The organism is Acetobacter sp. (assembly GCF_022483985.1).
Classification (GTDB): domain Bacteria; phylum Pseudomonadota; class Alphaproteobacteria; order Acetobacterales; family Acetobacteraceae; genus Acetobacter.
This window is the reverse complement of the sequence record NZ_JAKVME010000001.1, coordinates 2,032,580-2,054,444: the sequence shown is the minus strand read 5'-3', so window position 1 is coordinate 2,054,444 and position 21,865 is coordinate 2,032,580. Positions and strand designations below refer to the sequence as shown.

22 protein-coding genes and 1 tRNA gene are annotated in these 21,865 nt (G+C 58.7%); 15 read left to right on the top strand and 8 right to left on the bottom strand.

Annotated elements, in window-relative coordinates; genetic code table 11:
- Positions 1-56: 56 nt before the first annotated feature.
- Positions 57-728 carry a leucyl/phenylalanyl-tRNA--protein transferase gene (gene aat / locus LKE90_RS09120; RefSeq protein WP_291493223.1) on the bottom strand — a complete coding sequence of 224 codons (672 nt, stop codon included), beginning with the start codon at positions 726-728 and terminating at the stop codon, positions 57-59.
- A gap of 141 nt (positions 729-869) precedes the next feature.
- Entirely contained in the window at positions 870-1,022 is a 153-nt protein-coding gene (locus LKE90_RS09115) for a hypothetical protein (protein ID WP_291493225.1), read from the bottom strand.
- Between the two features lie 106 nt (positions 1,023-1,128).
- Between LKE90_RS09115 and LKE90_RS09110 the strand changes: the two genes are divergently transcribed.
- Entirely contained in the window at positions 1,129-2,103 is a 975-nt protein-coding gene (locus LKE90_RS09110; RefSeq protein WP_291493323.1) for a 2-hydroxyacid dehydrogenase, read from the top strand.
- Between the two features lie 91 nt (positions 2,104-2,194).
- Here LKE90_RS09110 and LKE90_RS09105 read toward each other — a convergent pair whose 3' ends face one another.
- Both LKE90_RS09105 and LKE90_RS09100 read right to left on the bottom strand, forming a co-directional pair.
- Positions 2,195-3,967, bottom strand: a complete 1,773-nt coding sequence (locus tag LKE90_RS09105; protein WP_291493226.1) for a putative bifunctional diguanylate cyclase/phosphodiesterase — start codon at positions 3,965-3,967, stop codon at positions 2,195-2,197.
- A gap of 287 nt (positions 3,968-4,254) precedes the next feature.
- Entirely contained in the window at positions 4,255-6,399 is a 2,145-nt protein-coding gene (locus tag LKE90_RS09100; protein ID WP_291493227.1) for a TonB-dependent receptor, read from the bottom strand.
- Between the two features lie 295 nt (positions 6,400-6,694).
- Here LKE90_RS09100 and mntR point away from each other — a divergent pair, with 295 nt between their 5' ends.
- Together mntR and LKE90_RS09090 are read left to right on the top strand one after the other, a co-directional pair.
- On the top strand, positions 6,695-7,180 hold the full coding sequence (gene mntR / locus LKE90_RS09095; protein ID WP_291493229.1) for a manganese-binding transcriptional regulator MntR: 486 nt from the start codon (positions 6,695-6,697) through the stop codon (positions 7,178-7,180).
- Positions 7,181-7,219: 39 nt separating this feature from the next.
- Positions 7,220-7,375 carry a hypothetical protein gene (locus LKE90_RS09090; RefSeq protein WP_291493231.1) on the top strand — a complete coding sequence of 52 codons (156 nt, stop codon included), beginning with the start codon at positions 7,220-7,222 and terminating at the stop codon, positions 7,373-7,375.
- A 69-nt stretch (positions 7,376-7,444) separates the two neighbouring features.
- Here LKE90_RS09090 and LKE90_RS09085 read toward each other — a convergent pair whose 3' ends face one another.
- On the bottom strand, positions 7,445-8,329 hold the full coding sequence (locus tag LKE90_RS09085) for a LysR family transcriptional regulator (protein WP_291493233.1): 885 nt from the start codon (positions 8,327-8,329) through the stop codon (positions 7,445-7,447).
- Between the two features lie 84 nt (positions 8,330-8,413).
- Entirely contained in the window at positions 8,414-9,376 is a 963-nt protein-coding gene (trxB, locus tag LKE90_RS09080; protein WP_291493235.1) for a thioredoxin-disulfide reductase, read from the bottom strand.
- 217 nt (positions 9,377-9,593) lie between these two features.
- Between trxB and LKE90_RS09075 the strand changes: the two genes are divergently transcribed.
- The 7 genes from LKE90_RS09075 (at position 9,594) to gshB (ending at position 16,599) form a co-directional block, all read left to right on the top strand.
- Complete coding sequence (locus LKE90_RS09075) at positions 9,594-10,094, top strand: Lrp/AsnC family transcriptional regulator (RefSeq protein ID WP_291493237.1); 501 nt, start codon at positions 9,594-9,596, stop codon at positions 10,092-10,094.
- Between the two features lie 11 nt (positions 10,095-10,105).
- Entirely contained in the window at positions 10,106-11,245 is a 1,140-nt protein-coding gene (locus tag LKE90_RS09070) for a glycosyltransferase family 2 protein (RefSeq protein WP_291493325.1), read from the top strand.
- Positions 11,246-11,267: 22 nt separating this feature from the next.
- On the top strand, positions 11,268-12,779 hold the full coding sequence (locus LKE90_RS09065; protein ID WP_291493239.1) for an ArnT family glycosyltransferase: 1,512 nt from the start codon (positions 11,268-11,270) through the stop codon (positions 12,777-12,779).
- A gap of 76 nt (positions 12,780-12,855) precedes the next feature.
- Entirely contained in the window at positions 12,856-14,091 is a 1,236-nt protein-coding gene (locus LKE90_RS09060) for a flagellar motor protein MotB (protein WP_291493241.1), read from the top strand.
- Between the two features lie 50 nt (positions 14,092-14,141).
- Positions 14,142-15,008 (top strand): flagellar motor stator protein MotA, encoded by an 867-nt coding sequence (motA, locus tag LKE90_RS09055; RefSeq protein ID WP_291493243.1) that lies wholly within the window; start codon positions 14,142-14,144, stop codon positions 15,006-15,008.
- Between the two features lie 25 nt (positions 15,009-15,033).
- Positions 15,034-15,549, top strand: a complete 516-nt coding sequence (greB, locus tag LKE90_RS09050) for a transcription elongation factor GreB (protein WP_291493245.1) — start codon at positions 15,034-15,036, stop codon at positions 15,547-15,549.
- A 69-nt stretch (positions 15,550-15,618) separates the two neighbouring features.
- The gene (gene gshB, locus LKE90_RS09045) at positions 15,619-16,599 is read left to right on the top strand and encodes a glutathione synthase (protein WP_291493247.1); all 981 of its coding nucleotides are present in this window, start codon (positions 15,619-15,621) and stop codon (positions 16,597-16,599) included.
- 151 nt (positions 16,600-16,750) lie between these two features.
- Here the strand turns inward: gshB and LKE90_RS09040 are convergent, their stop codons facing one another.
- On the bottom strand, positions 16,751-16,897 hold the full coding sequence (locus LKE90_RS09040; protein ID WP_291493250.1) for a hypothetical protein: 147 nt from the start codon (positions 16,895-16,897) through the stop codon (positions 16,751-16,753).
- Positions 16,898-17,281: 384 nt separating this feature from the next.
- Here LKE90_RS09040 and LKE90_RS09035 point away from each other — a divergent pair, with 384 nt between their 5' ends.
- The 4 genes from LKE90_RS09035 to LKE90_RS09020 all read left to right on the top strand — a co-directional run bounded on the left by LKE90_RS09035 (position 17,282) and on the right by LKE90_RS09020 (position 20,567).
- Entirely contained in the window at positions 17,282-18,028 is a 747-nt protein-coding gene (locus tag LKE90_RS09035) for a class I SAM-dependent methyltransferase (protein ID WP_291493252.1), read from the top strand.
- Positions 18,029-18,211: 183 nt separating this feature from the next.
- Positions 18,212-19,477: a hypothetical protein gene (locus LKE90_RS09030; protein WP_291493254.1), complete on the top strand. Its 1,266-nt coding sequence runs from the start codon at positions 18,212-18,214 to the stop codon at positions 19,475-19,477.
- Complete coding sequence (locus LKE90_RS09025) at positions 19,474-20,430, top strand: heme o synthase (RefSeq protein ID WP_291493256.1); 957 nt, start codon at positions 19,474-19,476, stop codon at positions 20,428-20,430. Before LKE90_RS09030 ends, LKE90_RS09025 begins: the two co-directional genes overlap by 4 nt.
- Positions 20,427-20,567 carry a hypothetical protein gene (locus LKE90_RS09020; RefSeq protein WP_291493258.1) on the top strand — a complete coding sequence of 47 codons (141 nt, stop codon included), beginning with the start codon at positions 20,427-20,429 and terminating at the stop codon, positions 20,565-20,567. The genes LKE90_RS09025 and LKE90_RS09020 overlap by 4 nt, the downstream gene beginning before the upstream one ends.
- A 117-nt stretch (positions 20,568-20,684) precedes the next feature.
- Here the strand turns inward: LKE90_RS09020 and rlmB are convergent, their stop codons facing one another.
- Positions 20,685-21,515, bottom strand: coding sequence for a 23S rRNA (guanosine(2251)-2'-O)-methyltransferase RlmB (gene rlmB / locus LKE90_RS09015; protein WP_291501436.1), 831 nt, complete (start codon positions 21,513-21,515; stop codon positions 20,685-20,687).
- A gap of 116 nt (positions 21,516-21,631) precedes the next feature.
- Between rlmB and LKE90_RS09010 the strand changes: the two genes are divergently transcribed.
- Positions 21,632-21,717: transfer RNA gene (locus LKE90_RS09010), tRNA-Tyr, on the top strand.
- Positions 21,718-21,865: the final 148 nt, after the last annotated feature.

Sequence of the window (21,865 nt, the reverse complement as noted above, 5' to 3'; positions counted from 1 at the left end):
AACAGTCCTCATTTCATGAACATTCCTGCCGACAGCACCCCATATGCACCTGTCAGTCAACCACCCGCGAGACGGGTCTCTTCACGTATCTGTCGGATTTCGGTGGCAATTTCCGTCGTCGAGAGAGGTGTCCAGCGCTGTTCGGACCGCACGGCCCTGCGCAGGCGGGCCCTGTAGTCGTCCGCGTCAATCTCGACGCCGCCGAACTGTGAAAGATGGGTCGTGCCGAACTGGGTATCCAACAGGTCAAAGCCCAGAAGACGTAGCCGTGCGACAAGATGCACCAGTGCGACCTTGGATGCATCCGTCTCCCGGCTGAACATGCTCTCGCCGAAAAAGGCGCTTCCGAGCGCAACGCCATAGAGCCCGCCGACGATTCTGCCGTCGTGCCAGGTCTCGATGCTGTGGCCGTAGCCCATGTCGTGCAGACGGCAGAAAAGACTGACGATCGTTTCGCTGATCCATGTCGTTTCGCGTCCCGGCGCGGGAGCGGCGCAAGCCCGCATGACGCCTTCAAAATCACGGTCGGATGTCACGGTGAAGCGATCGCTCAGCGCGGTCCGACAGAGGCGTTTGGGCAGATGAAAGCCATAGAGCGGCATGACGCCGCGAGGGTCGGGATCATACCAGTCGATCGTGTCAGGATTTTCGCTGCTGCCCATGGGGAACAGCCCGACGGAGTAGGCTCCGAGCATCAGCTCCGGCGTCAGTTCGAGCTGGTCGTTCATGCCGATCCTTCTTTTCATTGACCCGAAAGGCAACGGGCCCGGACGTGGCAGGGAAGTTTTGCCTCGTTGTTTCCGGATGCGCTTCATCCGTTGTCGCCATGACATGCGCCAAAGAATGTGGCTGTAAGGAATAGACCGGGGCTATGCAGGAGGAAAGAGGGTGGCCTGCATCCGGCCCGTCTTGCGGGATGGGCAGGAAGCAGGTGGCGGGCTGAGACCGCCAGCGTGCAGGGATTCCGTCATGTATTTCGTGGTCTGGATAGCCGTCTGGTCTGCTGGAGCGACTGCTGTCATGCCCGCGTCGTCTGGTCACGAAACTGCCAGCCTCTTGCCGTGCTGCTCTTTCTCGCTTCATGATCCGGACCCGATCAACGCCCCCCCTCAGATGATGGAGTTAGCCATGTCCCTCTCCCGCACCCGTATTGTACGCAGTGTTCGCCTGCCGGAGGCTGTGGAAGCGCGGATTGAACAGGATTTTGATGCGCCACCCTCTCCGGCGGAGCCCCTGAATACGGAGACCTTGTTCAGACTGGCGGAGGAGACGAAGGCGGAAGCTCTGCTCGTGACCCATCATGCGGCGATCAAGGGGGAGGCTGTTAATAAAATTCCGGCCTCGGTGCGTCTGGTTGCAACTGTCAGTGTCGGGCTCGACCATCTCGATGTGAAGGCCATCCGTGCACGCGGCATCGCCGTCTCCAACACGCCTGATGTGTTGACCGAGTGCAACGCCGATCTCGCCATGCTGCTCATTCTGGCGGCTGCCCGGCGCGCCGCTGAATTTACGGCGCTGGTTCGCAGGGGGTGGGGACGTGATCTTGCCATGGATGAAATGCTGGGCATGCGGATCAGCGGCAAGACGCTGGGCATTGTCGGCATGGGACGTATTGGACAGGCCGTTGCGCGCAGGGCACGGGGGTTCGGTATGACCGTGTTTTATAACAATCGGCGGCGTCTGGCTCCTGAGTTTGAACACGGCGCGACATGGGTGGAAAAGCTGGAGGATATGCTGCCGCGCTGTCAGATCATCAGCCTGCATCTGCCCGGCAGCGACGAGACGGATGGCATGGTGGATCAGGGCTTTCTGTCACGTCTCCCCAGAGGAGCGATTTTCGTGAACGCGGCGAGGGGCCGTCTCGTGAATGAGGACGCCCTGATCGAGGCATTGCGGAGTGGTCAGCTTGCCGGGGCAGGACTCGATGTCTGCCGGAATGAGCCGTACCCTGATCCAAGATTGCTGGAGCTTCCCAACCTGTTCATGACGCCGCATGTTGGAAGCGCCACGGTCGAGACACGGACGGAGATGGGTATGCTGGCGCTGGACAATGTGGCGGCGATGGCGGCAGGCAAGACGCTCGTGTCACCCGTGGAGGGGTGAGCGACCGCCTAAAATAGGGTTTTCGGGCTTTGTCGCTGCAAGGGCAGGGCTGTGACCAGAAAAATGACTGGTTACAGCATGGGCGGACCTGTCAGACGGAGCCGGAGAGCAGGCCGGTGCGGGTGGACCGCCGGAAATCGTCCAGAATGGTTCCGGCGTTTTCTACCGCGTCAGGCAGCGCCGTAACGGGAACCGGCATCGCGAAAAGATATCCCTGACAGGCAGTGCAGCCGAGATCATTCAGGATGCGCAACTGTTCAACGGTCTCAACGCCTTCAGCGATGATCGCCATATCGATGCTGCGTGCCAGACGGATCAGGCCGGAGGTGATTTTCAGATCACGTACGCTCTGATCAATGTTCTTGATGAAGCTGCGGTCGATCTTGATATGGGTCAGCGGCAGTTCACGCAGATGGCTGATCGCCGCATAGCCGGTGCCGAAATCGTCGAAGGCGATCTTGAAGCCATGCCGCGAGAGTTTGAATATCTCCCGGCGCACCCGGTCTGATCGTGTTGCGCCGAGGAAAATGGTTTCCGTTATTTCGACCTGAACCCTGTCGCGTGGCACGCCAGCCGCTTTCGTCAGATCACAGAATTCCCGTGTGAGACCATCTGTGCCGAAATCCGCCATACTGACATTCAGCGTCACATTGCCGGTGTAGTCACCGGTTTCGATCCATGTTGCGAGATCCCGGATAACGGATTGCCGGACGAATTTTCCGATCGCCAGCCCGGTCCGGAAATCGCTGAAGACTTCAGGGAAGGAAACGGGGGTCAGCAGGCCCAGTTCGGGATGATGCCAGCGCAGGAGCGCTTCGCAGGCCGTGACGCGGCCAAGCGACAGGTTGATGATGGGCTGGTAGTACATTTCCAGCTCGCCGCGCTCGACGGCCAGATGAATCTGGCTCATCAGCAACTGATGGTTCTTCGCCTTGATGCCCATGCCCGGCGTAAAGGCGATAACGCTCTTGCCGCCCCTCTGCTTTGCCTGAAGCAGGGCGATATCCGCCTCTTTCAGAAACTGCTGACCGGATGCGGTGGCGCTGCTGAAAAACGTGTAGCCGATACTGGCCGATACCGATACGCAGGTTTCCTCGATGACGACTGGCACTTCGATTGCGCTCAGCAGATGCTGGAGGTGCTTTTCCGCATATGCGCCCGGATCAGGCCCGTCCATGATGATAGCGAATTCGTCTCCCCCCAGACGGCCGATGACGGCATCGGGTCCGGCGAAGGTCCTGAGCCGCAGGGCGACTTCAATCAGCACCGTATCGCCGGCGTCATGGCCGTAGATATCGTTGACTTCCTTGAAACCGTCGAGATCGATCCGCACCATCAGGCGGGTCTCTTCCGCCGCTCCGGTCTCTTCAAGCGTCGTGGCCAGCCCTTCGGAGAACCCGATGCGGTTCAGCGCATCGACCAGAGGGTCCTGCCGGGCAAGATGTTTCATCCTGTTCCGGGCTTCGACCAGAGGCGTTACGTCGAAGCGGTATGCGACGTAGGCGAGGTTTTTTCCTTGATCATCCTTGCGGGGGATGATGGTGGTGGCGACCCAGTACAGCGATCCGTCTTTCGCTCTGTTGCAGATTTTCCCGCGCCAGATTTCTCCTGCTCTGAGGGTTGCATACAGATTCCGGAAGAAATCCTCACTGTGATAGCCGGAGTTCAGAATTCTATGGGTGTGGCCGAGAAGCTCATGCCTTGAATAGCCGCTGATCTGACAGAAACGGTCATTGACGTGCGTAATGACACCATTGACGTCGGTAATGGCGACAATGAGAACCTCGTCAATTGCCGAGCGGAAAAAACGAATATTTTGTTCTACCGGATCGTTGTCAGGAATACGAACGGATTGCTCTTTCATAGCAATGTCTATCCCTTTTGGTGCCTGGTCGGGCTTTATGACTCAAACTGGTTAAGTATCTGTAACGCGCAAACTTCCTGAAGCGGGATTGTCCGAACGCCGCCGTAAATTAAGAGAAGAGGCTGGCGATATTGCGGATTGGCTTTCTGCGTCAAGTCCGCTCACTATTTCAGAGAGCGGGGGCCAGACAGAACAATATACAGGCAGATATGGATAATGAGGAGGAAATGACCGTTGCGGGATGGAAATCATTGATTATGACCAAAGGTGTCCCCGAACGGAGTAGCCTAAAAATCCGCAACAGCCGCGAAATAGATCCCGCGTCTTTGTCCGTGCTGGGCCTGATACACCCCGACACCGCTGCCGTTTCGTAGCTGGTATTGCCGGTCAAAAAGATTGACCACATCGGCGCGCAGCCGGACAGCATGACCGAGCGGCACTGGCGCAATCGTGTACTGATAGCCGATGTTGAAAACGGCGTATTGCGGTTCCTTGTCGATATTGGCGAACCCGCTGCGCAGGCCGTTCCCGTAAATGAAATCGACATAGGCCATATGATGCGTGCTGCTCCATGACACGCCGCTGCTGGCCGTATATTTGCCCTGATGGTCAAGCTGGATATCATGATGCCGGATGTAATCCAGTTCTTCCTGAGAAAACTGATATTGCGCCGAATTGATGTCGTGCGCGCCTGTTTTCACGAATGAGAAATTTCCGAATACGGACCAGTGCCCCCTGCGCCAGGACATGCCGAGTTCTGTGCCGTAAATATGACCACGGCGGTAGCTGAAGGGCGCCAGAATGACGGCGCGACCGAACTGCCCCAGATCGGTCATGTCATGCGCCCACTTGGAGAACGCATCGACGGTGACCTGAAATTCCGGTGTGATGTGTTGCAGAATACCAATATCGACGTAATGCGATTTTTCAACTTTTGTCGCATCTCCAGCTGGGGAGGCCGGCGCATTGGTCGTGTCCGCGAAACGGGCCAACGTCGAGGGATAGATATATTGTGGCGACGGCGGCGCGAAGTAGCGTGAATAGCCGATATGAAAAGTGGTGTTTTGGAACGGCTTCCAGACGAGATTGGCGCGTGGGCTCAACTGTCCCTCATTGTCGAACGAGGAGGCGAACCGATCATAACGGATGCCATAGTTCAATGTCAGAGAGCGGGTGATCTTATACTCATCCTGAAGATAGGCTCCAGCTTCCACGGACCAGTTGCCGCTGTTGTCGATTATCCGTTGTGGTGTCGCGGATAACTGCTGGCCCTCGTTCCCGGTCAGAAAAACAAGAGAATTCGTATCAAGCCGTTCGGAGGTGTACTGTCCGAGAATGCCTGCCCGCACCGTGTGGTGCTTCGCAATATTCCATGACAGATCGAACTGCATGCCGCCTGTCGTAAAGTCATTGACCTCATGTTCGGAGACGCCCTGAAACACCAGATCCCGGACCGGGTCGGGTGTATAATCAATGCGTCCGTAGCGGAAAAACGGCGAGACCTGAAAGTTCAGGTTATCCTGCGTGTGCTGCCAGGACACGACGGCGTAATAGTTCTGCTCCGTCTGGCTGTCTCTGAGAAAGCGTGACTGAACAGAGGGGGACTGGGTACCAGTGCCATCAAGTGCATAGAGCTGTGGCAGTCCCGGCGTATTGGGTATTTCAAAATCACTGTAGGAAGCGCTTGTCAGAAGTGACAGGCGGTTTACATCGTCGGGATGCCACGAAAAATAACCGAATGCTTTTTCCTGCTCGGTCAGATCATGCACAGGCCGGAAGGAACCGGTCGGGTTTTCAATGCCGATGGCGTTGCGGTTGTAGGAAACTGTCGTGAAATACTCGAAATTTCCCTTGTGTCCACCAAGCTGGAGAGACGGCGCAAAGGTCTGGTAGCTGCCGCCATAAAGTGAAAGCTGATTATGCTTGAGCTGAGAGCCGCTTTTCGTGTTGACGTCGACAATACCGGCGGTGCGGAAACCGAACTGGGCGGGCAGGGTGCCGGTCAGCAGATTCATGGACTGGATGATGCGTGTGTCGAGTTCCTGACCAAAGCCGTTGAGACCCTCCGGCAGCAGCACGCCGTTGACGCGATAGGTCAGGCCGCCATGCTCGCCACGCACATGCACTTCGCCATAGCTGTCCTGCACTACGCCCGGCAAACGCAGCATGATCTGGCTGAAAGTCGCGTTCTGCCCTTGGGGCGTCGTCTGTATCTGTTTTTCGTCGATGCCGTAGGAGACTGCCCCGAGCGCGGGGAAAATGCGCCCTCGGGCCTGATCCATATGGCCGATGATGTGGATATGCTCTGAAGAGGAGGCAGGGTTCCGGTTCGTGGGTTTGTTCCTCGCAGAAAGTGGATGAGCCGACGTTTTTTCACGATCCGGTGCGGAAGACCTGTCCGTGATGTCAGCGCGGGCGCTGTGTGGTGACATCAAAACAATGATGCTGACGAGCACTGGGTTGAAAGCCGTCCTGCGGTGCGACATGGAGAGTGCCTATGCAATATAATATAGCTATTGCTATAATTTGAGTGGTGTTGGGACGCGGCCAGTGTCACTGGACAAGGCACGGGCTGAGAGGCTGACAGCGTGTATGACGCTTATCCTATTATTAAAACAAAATGCTAATCTATATGCAATATGGTATATTGTGGTTTTAATGAAAGCTGGATCGAATTTTGGGAATCATCTATTCGTGACGGAATAATTGTCCGGGAAAGTCGTGATCTTGAAGTCGCCACGAACACTGAAGCTGTCGCCCTCCCTGCCGGACCCGACCGCGCAGTCAGAGAGTTTCCGGGCGAACCGGGAAGCGCGGCGCAAGGTTCTGGTGGAAGATTATGTCGAGCTGATTTCCGACCTTCTGGAGGAATCGCAGGAGGCCAGACAGGTCGATATCGCGGCGCGTCTGGGCGTCTCCCAGCCGACCGTCGCCAAAATGCTGGCGCGGCTGGTGGCTGACGGTTTTGTCGTCCAGAAACCCTATCGCGGTGTTTTTCTGACCGAAGCCGGACAGGAAGTGGCGGAAGAGGCAAGGGCCCGGCACAGGATTGTCGAGGCGTTTCTGCGCGCTCTGGGCGTGAGCGAAGACAGCGTGCTGGTCGATGCCGAGGGGATCGAACATTATGTCGGGGATGAAACGCTTGCGGCCTTCAAAAGGGCCATTGATGGCGGGTTAGATGTGTTCATCAATACCCTGACAGCGAGAGAATGACCGGTATTCCTGCTCACTGCTTATGAAAGTTTGCCTATCATGCCCATGCTGATCGCCTGTCTTGTCTGCTGGGGGCTATGCGCCGTGGTTTCGTATGGCTTTCCGCATTATGCGCCGGCTGGAGAAACGATCGCCATTTTCCTTACCCCTGCGGGCCTGTTCGCCGGAGTTCTTACGGCGTTTGGAAAGCCATAGGGAAGACAGGAAAAAGGCGGACGCCATGACAGCGCCCGCCTGAAAACTGTCTGGAACTGATATCAGCTTTCAGGAACGAAGTCCTAGCTCGCTGGTCAGGAAGTCCCGGAAGACGGCAACGCGTTTCGAGCTGCGCAGTTCTTCCGGATAGACAAAGAACGCTTCCACCTTGGGAGGCTCGACATTCGGAAGCACTTTGATCAGTTCGGGATATTCCGCGACCGCGTAGCCTGGGACCGAACCGATGCCCAGACCGGCGGAAATGGCGTCCGCCATGGCGACCATGCTGTTGACTTCCAGTCGTGCCGTCCGTCTTGCCCCATCGGGCATACCGGCTTCCAGCAGCCAGTTCACATGCGGAACCGGGGGGTGATAGCCACCGAAGGCCACCAGATTGTGACTGGAGAGATCCTCAAGCGAGGTGGGCTGGCCGAATTGTTCAATGTAGCGCGGCGAGGCGAAGACGGAGAGCGGGAAGTCCGCAAGATGCCGCTGGATAAGGTCCGGTTGACGCGGCGCGTGCATGCGCACCGCGACATCGGCCTCACGCATGCCCAGATCGAGGTCGTTATCCTCAAGGATCAGCGTGATGGAAATATCGGAATTCTGCGCCATGAAGCGGTGAAGCCGCGGCATCAGCCAGCAACTGCCAAATCCTGTCGTCGTGGTGACACGCAGTCGCCCGGCAGCCTTTTCCTTGCTTTCCGTCAGCAGTGTCTGGGTCATCTCCAGTTTGGAGAAGACCTCCCTGACGGTCTGATTCAGCGTCTCGCCCTGTTCGGTCAGGATAAGGCCACGGGCATGACGATGAAAAAGAGGGACCTGGAGTACTTCCTCCAGAGCTGAAATCTGGCGCGAAACAGCAGACTGGCTGAGGTTGAGCACGTCACCTGCATGGGTAAACGACCCGGCTTCCGCAACAGCGTGGAATATCCTGAGTTTGTCCCAGTCCACTCCGATCTCCCTTGTCTGGTTTGAGGCACATGTCCTGACCCGATGTGCCTACATGGTTTTTGGTGAAGGAAATCCTTCAGACGGTCAAGTATTCTGTCCTGATTCCGAAACGAGTCCGCCCAGATGCCTTTCAGCGTCAAGCGCGGCCATGCATCCTGTCCCGGCTGCGGTGACGGCCTGACGATAGATCTTGTCCTGCACATCACCTGCCGCGAAGACGCCTGGCACCGATGTGCGCGTCGTGCCTGCTTCGGTCACGATGTAGCCTTCCGCGTCCAGCATCAGCTGGTCATGGAAAAGCCCCGTGTTCGGCGCATGACCTATGGCGACGAACACACCTTCAACATCCAGTGTGCTGAGGGTCTCGTTCAACGTATTGAGCAGTTCCACGCCGGTAACGGTCGGCGGAGCGCCCGTGCTGAGGATGTCGGCCACAACCGAATTCCACACGACGGAGATTTTCGGATTGGCTGCCAGCCGGTCCTGAAGAATTTTTTCCGCCCGAAGCGAATCGCGCCGATGGATCAGCGTGACGTGCGACGCATGGTGCGTGAGATACAGCGCTTCCTCGACCGCGGTATTGCCGCCGCCGATGACCGCGACCTTCTTGCCGCGGAAAAAGAAGCCGTCGCAGGTGGCGCAGGCGGAAACACCCGCGCCCTGAAGCGCCTTTTCGGAGGGCAGTCCAAGCCACTTCGCCTGCGCGCCTGTCGCGATGATCACGCTGCGGGCGAGATAGACGTCGCCGCCATCAAGCGTGATGCGAAAGGGCGAGCCATTCCGGAAATCGACTTCTGTGACAAGATCATGAACAATCTGCGTGCCGACATGCTCGGCCTGCGCCGCCATCTGCTCCATCAGCCACGGCCCCTGAATGGCGGTGGCGAAACCGGGATAGTTTTCCACGTCGGTCGTGATCATCAACTGCCCGCCGGGCTGCATGCCGGCGACCAGAACAGGTTTGAGATTGGCGCGTGCGGCGTAGATGGCGGCGGTGTAACCAGCCGGTCCGGCACCAATGATCAGGAGATCGGTGTTTATTGTCATGTGGTACGACGCCTTTCGCTCTCGTCCTGTCATCTGGCGCCGGTCCGGGGAAAAGCGCCGTGCTGTCTCCGATATACGGAGTTGATTGTGGAGCGATATGGTCCTGTTTTCCACTCGGAGCAAGCACCGGGTGTCAGGTTTTGATGCACTGCTGGTAGGTGCAAACGGGTTTTGGACAGATGCTGGGGTTCGTCCTATATGCACGCGGGAGCGCGGGATGGAGAGGCTGGTGACGGAAGCGGAACTCGATGCGGTGGACCGGCTGATCATTGCCGAACTGCAGGCGGACGGACGCATGACGAATGTGGAACTGGCCCGCAGGGTGGGCATTTCCGCGCCTCCCTGTCTCCGGCGTGTGCGGCGTCTGGAAGAGACTGGTGTCATCAGGGGTTATCATGCCGATGCTGACGCCAATGCGTTGGGCTGGCCCATCACCCTGTTCGCCCTGATCGGTCTCGACAGCCAGAAGGAAACAGTTCTGTCACAGTTCGAGGCTATGGTGTCGTCCTGGCCGGAAGCGCTGGAGTGCCACATGATGCGAGGCAGCACAGACTTCCTCGTTCGGCTGGTGGCCCGGAACACGACGCAGGAGAATGAGATGACCCGCCGCCTGACAGAGGCTCCCCACGTGGTGCGCGTGCAGACTCTCCAGACAATCCGCACGACGCTTTCACGGTTTCCGTCGCCGGAAGGGGTGGGAGACGGGAAGCTGCCGTGACCACGCTCGTCATGCAGGACCGGCTTTCACAAGCGATCCATTCTCCCGCTGAAGACACACCCACCGGAAGTCCCGACATCACGGTTATAGTGCCGTGCTACTGCGAGGTGTCGAACGTCCGGCCTCTGGTCGAGGCGCTGACGCAGGCTCTCGCCGGACGGGACTGGGAGGTCGTTTTTGTCGATGACAATTCGCCCGACGGCACGATAGAGGCTGTCCGGGAACTGGCCCGCACCAACTGGCGCGTGCGGGGTCTCTCACGCATCGGACGGCGCGGGCTGTCCACGGCGGTCATTGAGGGGGCGCTGTCTTCCTCCGCGACCTATGTCGCCGTGATGGATGGCGACCTCCAGCACGATGAAACCCGTCTGGGTGTCATGCTCGACGCGCTGGCGAGCGGACGGTGCGATATTGCCGTTGGCAGCCGTCATGTTGAAGGTGGCGACAATAGTGGTCTGGCCAATGCGTGGCGGCATGTCCTGTCGAACGGTGGCATCGCGCTGGCGCAGATGATCCTGCCGGTGAAGCTGGGCGACCCGATGAGCGGCTTTTTCGCCCTGAGGCGGGATCTGTTCGTCCGTACCGCGCCACGTCTGTCCGGAGCGGGGTTCAAGATTCTGATGGATCTGGTGCTGTCCGCGCCGGTCAAGGTGCGGGTTGAGGAGATTCCCTGCACGTTCAGACCGCGTCTTGCCGGAGAGAGCAAGCTCGACATCCTCGTCATGCTTCAGTTCCTCGGGCTGATGCTCGACAAACTGTTTCACGGCTGGCTGCCGATTCGGTTTCTGGTCTTCGCGTTTGTCGGCATGATTGGCATTGTCGTGAACATCGCCATCATGAATATGCTGCGCCTGTCCGGCACGGACTTTCCGACAGCCCAGACGGTCGGCACCTTCATCGCCATGCTGGTCAATTTCTGGCTCGACAATACGCTGACCTACCGTGACCGCAGGTTGAAAGGCGTCCGTCTGTGCGGTGGCCTGTTCGTGTTTCTTGTCGTGTGCTCCGCCGGTGCGTGGGCCAATATCGGTATCGCCCAGCTCTTCCATGAAGATGGACAGACATTCGACCGGGCCAGCGCAACGGGTGCGGTGATTGGTGTCGTCTGGAACTATGCGGTGTCCTCGACGCTGATCTGGCGCAGGAAGTGAGGCTTCAGGCCGGAGCGTTGTGGTGAGCCTGCCCGGTGTAGGGAAGGCGCTTTCCCGTCTTTCGGCTGCTCTTCTCGCTCATCCGTTCGTCAGTCTGGGCGCGCTCACGGTCCTGCGTCTGGTTCTGGCGGCCTGTCTGCCCGTCACGCCTGATGAAGCCTATTACTGGACGTGGTCCCACATCTCTCAGGCCAGCTATCTGGATCATCCGCCGATGGTGGCGTGGTGGATAGGGGCGGGAACGGCGCTCTTTGGCGACACCGGACTGGGCATCAGGCTGACAGCGCCTTTTGCCGCCGCTGTCGGGACCATTCTGACCGTTCTGGCCTGCCGGGATTTTCAGGTCGTCCTGCTGCGTGACAGACCGTTTGCGCGGGTGGTGAATCCGTGGGTTGCGGGTTTACTGCTCAATGCCACGCTGGCGCTCGGGGTGGGCGCTGCCGTGATGACGCCGGATACGCCGCTTCTCTTTTTTATGGCTCTGTTTCTGTGGGGTTGCGGGCGGCTGGCGAGAACAGGCGATCTGCGCTGGTGGGTGCTGCTTGGCGTCAGCGCAGGACTCGGGTTTGACAGTAAATACACCATGGTTCTGCCGGTCGTCGGTCTTGGCGTATGGTGTCTGCTGTCTTCACGGCGACTGAAACAGTTTCTCACTCCGTGGCCCTGGCTGGGCATAGTCATCGGTGCGTTTCTGACAGTGCCCGTCATCTGGTGGAACGCCACGCATGGCTGGGCCAGCTTTATCCGGCAGGGTGGACGGACAGGTGACTGGCATCCCTCCCGCGCACCGGGGTATATTGGCGAGTTGCTGGGTGGGCAGATCGGGCTGCTGACGCCGGGGATTTTTCTGCTGGCTCTGATGGCGGTTGCCGCCTCAGTTCGCAGGCGTACGGACGTGGACCGTTTGCTACTCTGCCTGACCTGTGTGCCGGGGCTGGTTTTCCTTCAGCATGCTCTGGGGGACCGGGTGCAGGCGAACTGGCCCGTGCTGATTTATCCGGCTCTGATGTGCCTGATCGTCCTTCAGGCGGACCGGCGCTGGAAGATGGCCGCCGGTCTCGGTTACGCTCTCTGGGGGCTGTTGTTGTGTCAGGCCGCGACCGGATTCCTGCCGCTGAACAGACATCTTGACGTTGCCCTGCGACAGGGTGGCGGCTGGCCGTCATTCACTGAAAATGTCGCGCAGCAGTCTGAGGGAGCGGCTTTCATCGCCTCTGATGACTATGCTCTTGCATCGGAACTGGCCTTCCATCTGCCTGACCGGGTCGTGCTGGGTGCCGAACCCCGCTGGATGCTGTTTGATCTGCCACCGTGGTCCTGCAAGGCGGGCTGGGGAATGTTGATACGGAATGGACGGCGGTCTTTTTCATCGACCAGCCCTTGGGCTGCCCTGGGACAGCCAGCAGGGATGATCGTGCGGTCGCGTGGTGGGCGTGAGGCGGAACGATACGCTCTCTACCGGGTGGCCTGCCCGATCCCGCCGGTACCGGAAGCGTGGCTGAGAAAGCTGCCGACCGCATCGTCGAGCCGTTAAGGCTTCCGACATCACACTCTTGTTAAGCGTGTTTTAAGCCCCTTCCTCCAGCATGGCCGGACGGTTGGAGAGGCAGATGCCACGTAAGAACGGGGATAACAAAGCGCGAATCATCGTCGTCAAACGCGGCGGCGGAGGCGGTGCAGGGCATCATGGCGGTGCCTGGAAGATCGCCTATGCGGATTTCGTGACCGCCATGATGGCGTTCTTTCTGGTGATGTGGCTGATCAACGCCACCACGGAACAGCGCCGTCGTGGCATCGCCAATTTCTTCAACCCGATGGCGACCACAGGTGACGCGGCGGCGCAGACTCCCAGCGGCCCGGGTAAATCCTCATCCGTTGTGCAGGGTGATTCCAATGACGCGGGGCACGCGAGCGGGGCGGATATGTCCGGACAGCAGGCGGCCCAGCAAATAGCTTTTTCCCAGAAGGCGCAGACCTCCAAGGTTGAGAAAAACGCTATTCTGCCGCCCGGTACGATCAGTGACGCCAAGAAAGACAAGGCGGCCGAAGCGGGTGGAATAGGCTCGGGCGTTTCCATCGCCGCCGGTAACGAGACTTCGGGCGCGGGAAATGATGTTCGCACACGCGGCTTTTTCGCCGTTCCCAATCCGGCTTTTCCGGATCGCAGTCTCGGTAAACTCGTCTCGATCACGCCGGCTCTTCCCCGCATCGTGCCTGTGGGTGGTCAGAAGAGTGGCGCGACCATGTCTCTCGGTGACGGCGGGAACTCCGCCGCTGAAAAGGAAGAAGCGGACCTTCAGGAAGACAGGAAGCAGATCGAGCAGGCTCTGGCGCAGGACCCGGCCGCCGCCCAGCTCAAATCGCAGATTTCGGTGGACGTGCTTCCGATCGGCCTGCGTATCCAACTCGCGGAGAGTAACCGTAATCCCATGTTCGAGACGGGTTCGGCGCGCCTGAACGAGCGCGCGACGCATCTGCTGCAGTTGATCGCACCATACCTGACGGCCATGCCCCAGAATCTGTCCATCTACGGTTACACCGATGGCGCCCTTTACAAGAAAAAAGGCGCTTCCAACTGGACGTTGTCTGCGGCCCGGGCGGATTCCGCCCGTGAGGTTCTTTCTGCGGCAGGGTTCCCTGAACAGCGGCTGGCCGAGGTTGTGGGACGCGCAGCGCATGATCTGGCTGATCAGGACGATCCTGCTGCGGCGGTGAACCGGCGCGTGGTGCTCGTGCTGCATCGGGAGCGTGAGGTGAAGATGTCGGACGACACGTCTGCCCCGACGGTAGGCGACACGGAGTCGGCCCCTGCTGCTGCCGGGACACCGGTATCAAAAACTCAGTGACGATGGCATGGCGCGGTAAGATTACCCGGCCTGAGACGAGGATGGACTAGATGTTATTAATCGGTGGGCTGGTGTTTCTGCTGCTCTGTGTGTTCGGGTCGTTTGCGGCGTCGGGTGGCGCAATCGGGCCGCTGGTCAAGTCCATGCCCTTCGAACTGATCACGATTCTGGGGGCTGGCATCGGCACGTTTGCCATGGCCAACTCGATGTCGGATGTGAAGCATGTGCCGGGAGCCTTGAAGACGGCGATCAAGGGACCTGCTTTTGGGCGGCAGGATTACATTGACCTTCTGGGACTGCTGTTTTTCTTTGCGCGGCTTGCCCAGACACAGGGTGTCATGGCGCTTGAGCCCCATATCGAAACACCGATGGAGAGCACGGCTTTCGCCGCGTATCCCAGAATTCGTGATAATAACCGGGTCCGTAATCTGATCTGTGATTATCTTCGGATGATCAGCATGAACATGGATGACGCCTTTCAGTTCGATGAAGTCATGTCCCGTGAACTGACGAAGAATCTCAAGGAAGACACGCACATCGCTCATGGCCTGCAGACGCTCGCGGACGGCCTGCCTGCGCTCGGTATCGTCGCGGCCGTGTTGGGCGTCATCAAGACCATGGGGTCGATCAGCAAGCCTCCCGAAGTTCTTGGTGAAATGATCGCTGGCGCGCTTGTCGGTACCTTCCTTGGCGTTCTGCTGGCGTACGGCATGGTCGGGCCACTGGCCGGGCGCATTCAGAGTGTTGTGGAAGAGGACGCTCATTATTATGACCTGATCCGGGCCGTACTTGTCGCCTATTTGCAGGGTAATCCTGCGCAGGTGAGCGTGGAGATCGGTCGGAAAGACATTCCGATGCATCTGATGCCGAGTTTTCAGGAGATCGATACCGCGATCAGCGAACTCTCCATCGGATAGTGTCGATGAACAGGGTTAAGGGCGCGTGGCGCAGAACGAAAAGACTGACCGGAACGGAGATCTCGCCCGGTATGTAACACCGAGAGGCTTACGCGTGATGCGGGATGAACTGTCCCATCTCATGCGTGTTGAGCGGCCGTCTGTCGTGGAGATCGTCTCATGGGCCGCTGGAAATGGCGATCGCTCTGAAAATGGCGACTATATTTACGGCAAGAAACGACTGCGTGAGATTGATCGCCGCATCCGCTTTCTGACGAAGCGGGTGGAAACGGCCATAGAGGTCGATCCTGCACAGCAGGTTCGGCGTGACCGGGTGTTTTTTGGCGCGACGGTGACCTATGCCGATGTGGACGACAGGGAAACGACGGTCACCATTGTCGGAGCAGATGAAGCCGTCTCTGAAAAACACGAGATCACTCTGCTCGCTCCCGTTTCGCGGGCGCTCCTCGGACGCGCTGTCGGGGATGAGGTCATGCTGCATACTCCGCGCGGAACGGATTTGATCGAAATACTCTCCATCACCTATCCGGCGACGCCGTGACTGCCGAAGCGTTTTGCTTGCGGAGGGAAGTGCTTTAAGAGTTTCGCTCTGAAAAAGGAGTTTGGGCTGATGCGTTCTGGGCTTGATGTTGCTGTACAGATGGACCCTCTGGAAGGGGTGGATATCAATGGTGATTCAACATTCGCCATGATGCTGGAAGCTCAGGCCCGGGGATATCGTCTGTTTGTCTATGGCGTGGAGTCTCTGGCGCTGCTGGAGGGAGGACGGGGTGAGAAGACCCGTCTGACGGCCTCGGTGCGGCCCGTCACCGTGCGGCGTGAAAAAGGCAACCACGCGACATTCGGAGAAGCGAAGCGGGTCGACCTGTCAGAGGTGGATGTGATCCTCATGCGGCAGGACCCGCCGTTTGATATGGCCTATATCACGGCGACGCATCTGCTTGAGCATGTTCACGGAGTGGGACCGGACAAGGCGCTGGTCGTCAATGACCCGCGTTCCGTCCGGGATTCTCCGGAAAAACTGCTCGTCACGCACTATCCGGAACTCATGCCGCCGACTCTGGTGACATGGGATGTGGGTGAAATTCACGCCTTCCGAAAGAAATGGAAAGACATCATCGTCAAGCCGCTCTTCGGCAATGGCGGGAGCGGTGTTTTCCGCATTCGCGAAGACGACCAGAATCTCAATGCCCTGCTTGAGATGCATTTTGCCCGTTCGCGCGAGCCTCTCATGATCCAGCGTTACGAGGCGGCTGTGCGGAAAGGCGACAAGCGGATCATCCTTGCGGACGGCAAGCCGATTGGCGCCATCAACCGCGTGCCTGCCGAAGGCGAGGCGCGATCCAACATGCATGTTGGCGGTGTGGCGCAGCGTGTGGAACTGACTCCGCGTGATATCGAAATCTGCAACGCGATTGGTCCGATGCTGAAGGAACGCGGACTGATCTTTGTGGGAATCGATGTGATCGGTGACTGGCTGACGGAAATCAACGTGACGTCGCCGACGGGGCTTCAGGAACTGGAGCGATTTGACGGTATCAACCCGGCAGGACTGTTGTGGGATTGTATCGAGAGTCGCCTGTCCGTCTGAAGGATTGAGTGATCGGGGTTTGATCACTTCTTTTGAAATGTTTTGTAAAATTTTAGAATGCAGGCCGCTCATGCGTCACGAAGGGGAATGTTTTTCCCTTCAACGCGGCGGCAGGCAGGTAATGCCCCTCAGATTTGAAACCGGGGGATTTTCAGGAATTATTTTCTTCCTTGTCGCTTTTGCGAAAGCGCTCGAAATCAAACTTGTTGTCAAGCCAGCGATAGAGCGGTGTGCGCCAGTGCAGCAGGAGCATCGTTGACCAGATGACGAGGGAGGTGAGGATAAGGAAAATCGTCAAGTCATCTCTCCGGTAATGTCGTGCGCGTCATAGGCTTCAAGGTCGCCTGCTTGCGGGCGTGTAACTCTCTTTGACACCATAACATTAAGAGAAAGCGGCGCCTGTAAAAAGGCTGCCTGTAACAAACCTGTACTGTGACGGGACAGCGAGGTTCTTTCCCTGATTCATGCATGGGATTGAGGACTCGCGGAATATGGTGGTTCCCTCAGGCAAAACACCTCTGGGGAGGGAAGCGGGAGGTCCGGTCGCGACATCTTTCCCGCGTGGGGTTGGTCGTTTCCGTCTCGTGTGGCAATGTGTCCGGACAATACTGAGCGCGACCGTGTTTTTACGATGCCCTGGTCGTGTCTCAATGTTCAACCATTGGGCAGCAGATAGGGCGTAATGAGCGAAGTCTTGCAGGATGTCCGCAGTAAAACAGCGGAAGGCGTCTCCCAAACGGAGGAGAGTCACGGGCCACGTGTGGCGCTGGATGCGGATGCTGTAAGGGCCGCATATCGGCGCTGGGCCGGTGTCTATGACACCGTGTTCGGCGGTATCTCGGCGTTCGGGCGGAAAAGGGCTGTCTCAGCGGTCAATCGTCTGCCGGGTTCCCGCGTGCTGGAGGTCGGTGTCGGCACGGGCCTCGCGCTGCCGCATTATACGGCGAGCAAGCGGATCACCGGTATTGATCTGTCGTCCGATATGCTTGCCCGCGCCCGTGAGCGCGTGCGTCGTGACCATCTCAGCAATGTTGACGCCCTGCTGGAGATGGATGCCGAGGATACGCGTTTCGCTGATGATTCGTTCGATATCGCCGTGGCGATGTTCGTGGCGTCGGTTGTGCCGCATCCCCGCAAACTGCTGGCCGAACTGAAGCGTGTCGTCCGTCCGGGCGGTTATATTCTGTTTGTGAATCACTTCCTCGCCCCGACGGGTGTGCGTGGTGCGATCGAGCGTGGCATGGCCCGGGCGTCCCATTCCCTTGGCTGGCATCCTGATTTCGCCATGGAAGCTCTGCTTCCCCCGGAAGATATGGCCCATGCGCGGATCGAGCCGGTTCCGCCTGCAGGGTTGTTCACACTGGTTACGCTGGAGCACGAAGTGGCTGTGGCAGAAGCGGTGAAACGTCAGGAAAAAGTCGTCGCCTGACTGGTTGCCGCTTTGGTGTGGCGCGCGCTGCAAGCAGGTCTGCGTGCTGCCCGGCGGGTAACAGGCCGCTTTTGATTGGTGGTAATTTCCATTAGTCTGATCAGGCTTGTAACGCTGATGGTCGGGGAGCCGACTATACGCGGATCGTACCAAAGACCTGATGAACGAGAGACGTGAACGTTGATGGCCGTTGTGACTCCTGCCCAGAATCAAGCTCACAGCCGTCCGGGTCAACTCTCTCCCCATGTCGCCGCCGGTTATCTGGCCCTGTCCGTCACAGTGGGTGGACTGGCGGGTGCGGCGGCTCTTGCCGGTCAGCTTCACCTTCTCCCTGCTGGCCTTGAAGCAAGAATGGCGGGTTTCCACCCCAGCGCCATGCTGCTGTTTGTCGGGATTTCGGCTTTTCTGGGCGCTTTTGGCCGACTTTTTCTTGCGCGTGACCTGATGACGGGTGGAGTGAAAGCGCTGCCCCTGCTTGATGGCGCGGCTCTTGTCGCCATGCTGGTGGCATTGCTGATGTTCCTGAGCGGCGTCTCGCATGGGGATCTGATCGGCATGAGCGTGTGGAGTGTCGGCGCTGTTCTCATGGCCGTCTCTACACTGACGCTTATCTCTGATTCGCGAGCTGGCGTGGGCATTATCGCACCCCGAGGACAGGAGAGGGTGGATGGTCTCCTGCCTTTCTCTCTGTTTGTCTGGACACAGCTTTGCGCCGCCGTAGGGCTTCTGCTCACAGCGCCGGTGCTGGCGGCGGGAGCGACACGGGAGCTTTTCGGCGCTTCCGGCGTCATGCCGCATTTCGAAATGCCGGTGACTCTGATTGTTCTGGTCTCGGCGTTTGGACTGGCGGCCAAGGTATTTGACGGGATTGCCCCGGTCGGGAAGGCGCTGAAAGCCGTTGCCGTCACTGTTATCGCCATAGTGGCGATTGGCGGTCCTGTTCTGTGGGATCGTCTGGCGTTTGTGCATGCTGACCCGGCTTCCGCGCAGAAGGCAGGGGCGGTTCTTGCCGCCGTTGCGTCGATTGCATTCACTGGCGTCTGGATTCGGACACTGTGGCGGCAGGCCGTGACGCTACGCGTTGCGATTGATGTGCCGGTTCTGTGGGTTTCCGGATTTTTCGTGCTGCTTGCCGCTGGCTGGATGGGTTCAGGCGTGCATACGGCGGTTCTGAATGGTGCTGTGTTCGTCCTTTTCGGCGGATTTTACGCTTGGCTCGGCGATGTGACCAAAGGGCATTACTCCCGGAATTTCGCCAGAATGCAGTTTGGACTCATGTTTCTCGGTGTGCTGGCCTCTGAAAGCAATACCGGTCTGGGACAGGCTCTTGGCGGAGCGGCGATGGCGGTTTCGCTCTGGGTCATGGCGTTCGTGCTGTTGAGCGTGCTGAGCGCCAGCCGGAAAGTCGTCTCAGGTAATGTCGTCATGCTGCGGGAGGTCCGCCGATGAGCGGCGCCACGGCTGAAGCCCGTCCCGCGCGCATCCGTTTTGATGCGGCCCGTGTCGGCACGAACGCGAAAGACTGGATTCAGCTTCTCAAGCCTCGGGTGATTTCACTCGTGGTGTTTACGGGGGCTGCCGGTCTTTACATGGCTCCCGGTCACATGAATCCCCTGATGACGGCCATCAGCATCCTGTGCATCTGCCTCGCTTCCGGCGCGGCGGGTGCCATCAACATGTGGTACGATCGCGATATCGACATCATCATGCAGCGGACAGCAACCCGCCCGATTCCGGGTGGACGTATTCCGGCTGATGAGACGCTGGCCTACGGGCTGGGGCTGTCTGTTTTCTCGGTCATTCTGATGTGGCTGGCGACGAACACGCTGGCGGCGGGTATTCTGGCGTTCTCCATCTTCTTCTATGCCGTGATCTATACGATGTGGCTGAAGCGCTCGACGCCGCAGAATATCGTCATTGGTGGAGCCGCAGGCGCTTTCCCGCCGATGATCGGCTGGGCTGCGGCGACCGGTTCGATGGATGTGATGCCGGTGGTGATGTTCTCCATCGTTTTTCTGTGGACGCCACCGCATTTCTGGTCGCTCTCGCTCTATGCCTGCAAGGATTACGGGCGGGCGGGCATTCCCATGCTGCCGGTGGTGAAGGGTGCCCGTCACACACGCTGGAACATTCTGGCCTACACGATCATCCTGCTGGCGGTGTCGCTGGTTCCGTCCTTCATGCATCTGAGCGGGATGGTTTATACGGTGACCGCGCTGGCTCTGGGGCTTGGGTTTATTGCGTGTGCTGTCCGTGTGCTGCTGGAAAAGCAGGACGCAGACGGTGTCAGTCTGAATGGAGACAAGGCCGCGCGGATTTCGTTCCGTTTTTCGCTGGCCTACCTGTTCCTGCTGTTCTGTGGTCTGCTGGCTGATCACGCCCTGACATGGTGGATGTCATGATGACTGTGCCGACCGATCTGACAGAGGCAGAGCGGGTTGAACTGCTCCGCCGTCAGCGTGGGCGGGTGATCAGCCTCGTCGGCTTTACGCTGGCGATGGTGCTGGTGGTCTATGTAGTGGCGCTGATCCGCCTATAGAAAGCAGTCGTCCGCATTTATTCCAACGTTTTGATAGATAAATTTAGGGATCAAAGGGACGGTGTCCCTTTGTGTATGGGGGCAAGGCCCCCGTAGTCCGGCCCGTTCGCCGCTCCCTTAATCCGCTCTGACCAGTTCATACAGGCCGATTGCCGCCGCCACGGAAACGTTGAGGCTTTCCATTGTGCCGGGCATGTGAAGACCTGCGATTTCGTCGCAGTTTTCACGGGTGAGGCGACGCAACCCATCACCTTCCGAACCAAGAACCAGCGCAGCGCGACGTCCCTGAAGACTGCTGCCTTCAAGACGTCCTCCCCCGGCGTCGAGGCCGATCACCCAGCAATCATTCTGCTTCAGGGTTTCCAGACAGCGGGCGAGATTAACCACGCGCACCAGCGGCACAACCTCCAACGCGCCTGAAGCAGCCTTGGCCAGAGCCGCACCTTCTTCCGGTGCGTTACGGTCCTGCATCACAACGCAGGATGCGCCGAAGGCCGCTGCTGAACGGAGAATCGCGCCGACATTGCGGGGGTCGGTCACCTGATCGAGCACGAGGACCGGGCCTGGGCGTTCCAGAGCATCCTCGATGGCGACAGCCTCCAGCGGCTCCACCAGCACGGCGACGCCCTGATGGACCGCTTCAGCACCGAGAAGCGCGGTGAAGCGGGCTTTGTCGCCGCGTTCCACATAGGAGGGCAGGGACACGGACAGGCGTTTTGTGAAATCCTCCTGCGCCTCGGCGGAGAGAAGAACACACTGCACCGTGCGGTGAGGATTCTCCAGAGCCGCCTGACAGGCATGCACGCCAGCGATCCAGTAGGGACCTCCGGGTTTCTGCCGGTTCCGACCGTGCGGACGCTGGCCGCCGCGGTGGGCTTCTCCATGGTCTCGGGAATCGGAGTGTGGCTGGCGGGGAGGACGGGGTGAGGACTGTCGTGGTGTGCGCATGCGGCTGCTATACGACGGGTTGTGTGCTGTCGTCATCAGGTCTGACGACAGGAATGAAAGAGAAACTGCCAAACCGGTTGACAGGCGGCGTGAACACCCTTAATTCGTCGCCCAACGGAAGGGTGCCCGAGTGGCTAAAGGGGGCGGACTGTAAATCCGCTGGCGTACGCCTACGTTGGTTCGAATCCAACCCCTTCCACCATTTTCCATGAAATACCGCAGATATCAGCCGATAATTGTCGCTCTTAGACAATCATCGCGGTAATTTCCTTAGCCCGCTTTCGGCAGTCTTTTCCCGAGATACAGCCGTGTGTAGCGACTGAATTCTGACAATATTTTATACCAGTGGT

Coding starts and splice junctions, on each gene's coding strand:
- rlmB (WP_291501436.1), bottom strand. CDS start 21,515: ATGCGCACACCACGACAGTCCTCACCCCGTCCTCCCCGCCAGCCACAC.
- LKE90_RS09035 (WP_291493252.1), top strand. CDS start 17,282: ATGAGCGAAGTCTTGCAGGATGTCCGCAGTAAAACAGCGGAAGGCGTC.
- LKE90_RS09075 (WP_291493237.1), top strand. CDS start 9,594: ATGGAGAGGCTGGTGACGGAAGCGGAACTCGATGCGGTGGACCGGCTG.
- trxB (WP_291493235.1), bottom strand. CDS start 9,376: ATGACAATAAACACCGATCTCCTGATCATTGGTGCCGGACCGGCTGGT.
- LKE90_RS09030 (WP_291493254.1), top strand. CDS start 18,212: ATGGCCGTTGTGACTCCTGCCCAGAATCAAGCTCACAGCCGTCCGGGT.
- LKE90_RS09115 (WP_291493225.1), bottom strand. CDS start 1,022: ATGACAGCAGTCGCTCCAGCAGACCAGACGGCTATCCAGACCACGAAA.
- LKE90_RS09070 (WP_291493325.1), top strand. CDS start 10,106: ATGCAGGACCGGCTTTCACAAGCGATCCATTCTCCCGCTGAAGACACA.
- LKE90_RS09105 (WP_291493226.1), bottom strand. CDS start 3,967: ATGAAAGAGCAATCCGTTCGTATTCCTGACAACGATCCGGTAGAACAA.
- aat (WP_291493223.1), bottom strand. CDS start 728: ATGAACGACCAGCTCGAACTGACGCCGGAGCTGATGCTCGGAGCCTAC.
- gshB (WP_291493247.1), top strand. CDS start 15,619: ATGCGTTCTGGGCTTGATGTTGCTGTACAGATGGACCCTCTGGAAGGG.
- motA (WP_291493243.1), top strand. CDS start 14,142: ATGTTATTAATCGGTGGGCTGGTGTTTCTGCTGCTCTGTGTGTTCGGG.
- LKE90_RS09100 (WP_291493227.1), bottom strand. CDS start 6,399: ATGTCACCACACAGCGCCCGCGCTGACATCACGGACAGGTCTTCCGCA.
- LKE90_RS09020 (WP_291493258.1), top strand. CDS start 20,427: ATGATGACTGTGCCGACCGATCTGACAGAGGCAGAGCGGGTTGAACTG.
- LKE90_RS09110 (WP_291493323.1), top strand. CDS start 1,129: ATGTCCCTCTCCCGCACCCGTATTGTACGCAGTGTTCGCCTGCCGGAG.
- LKE90_RS09060 (WP_291493241.1), top strand. CDS start 12,856: ATGCCACGTAAGAACGGGGATAACAAAGCGCGAATCATCGTCGTCAAA.
- LKE90_RS09025 (WP_291493256.1), top strand. CDS start 19,474: ATGAGCGGCGCCACGGCTGAAGCCCGTCCCGCGCGCATCCGTTTTGAT.
- LKE90_RS09090 (WP_291493231.1), top strand. CDS start 7,220: ATGCCCATGCTGATCGCCTGTCTTGTCTGCTGGGGGCTATGCGCCGTG.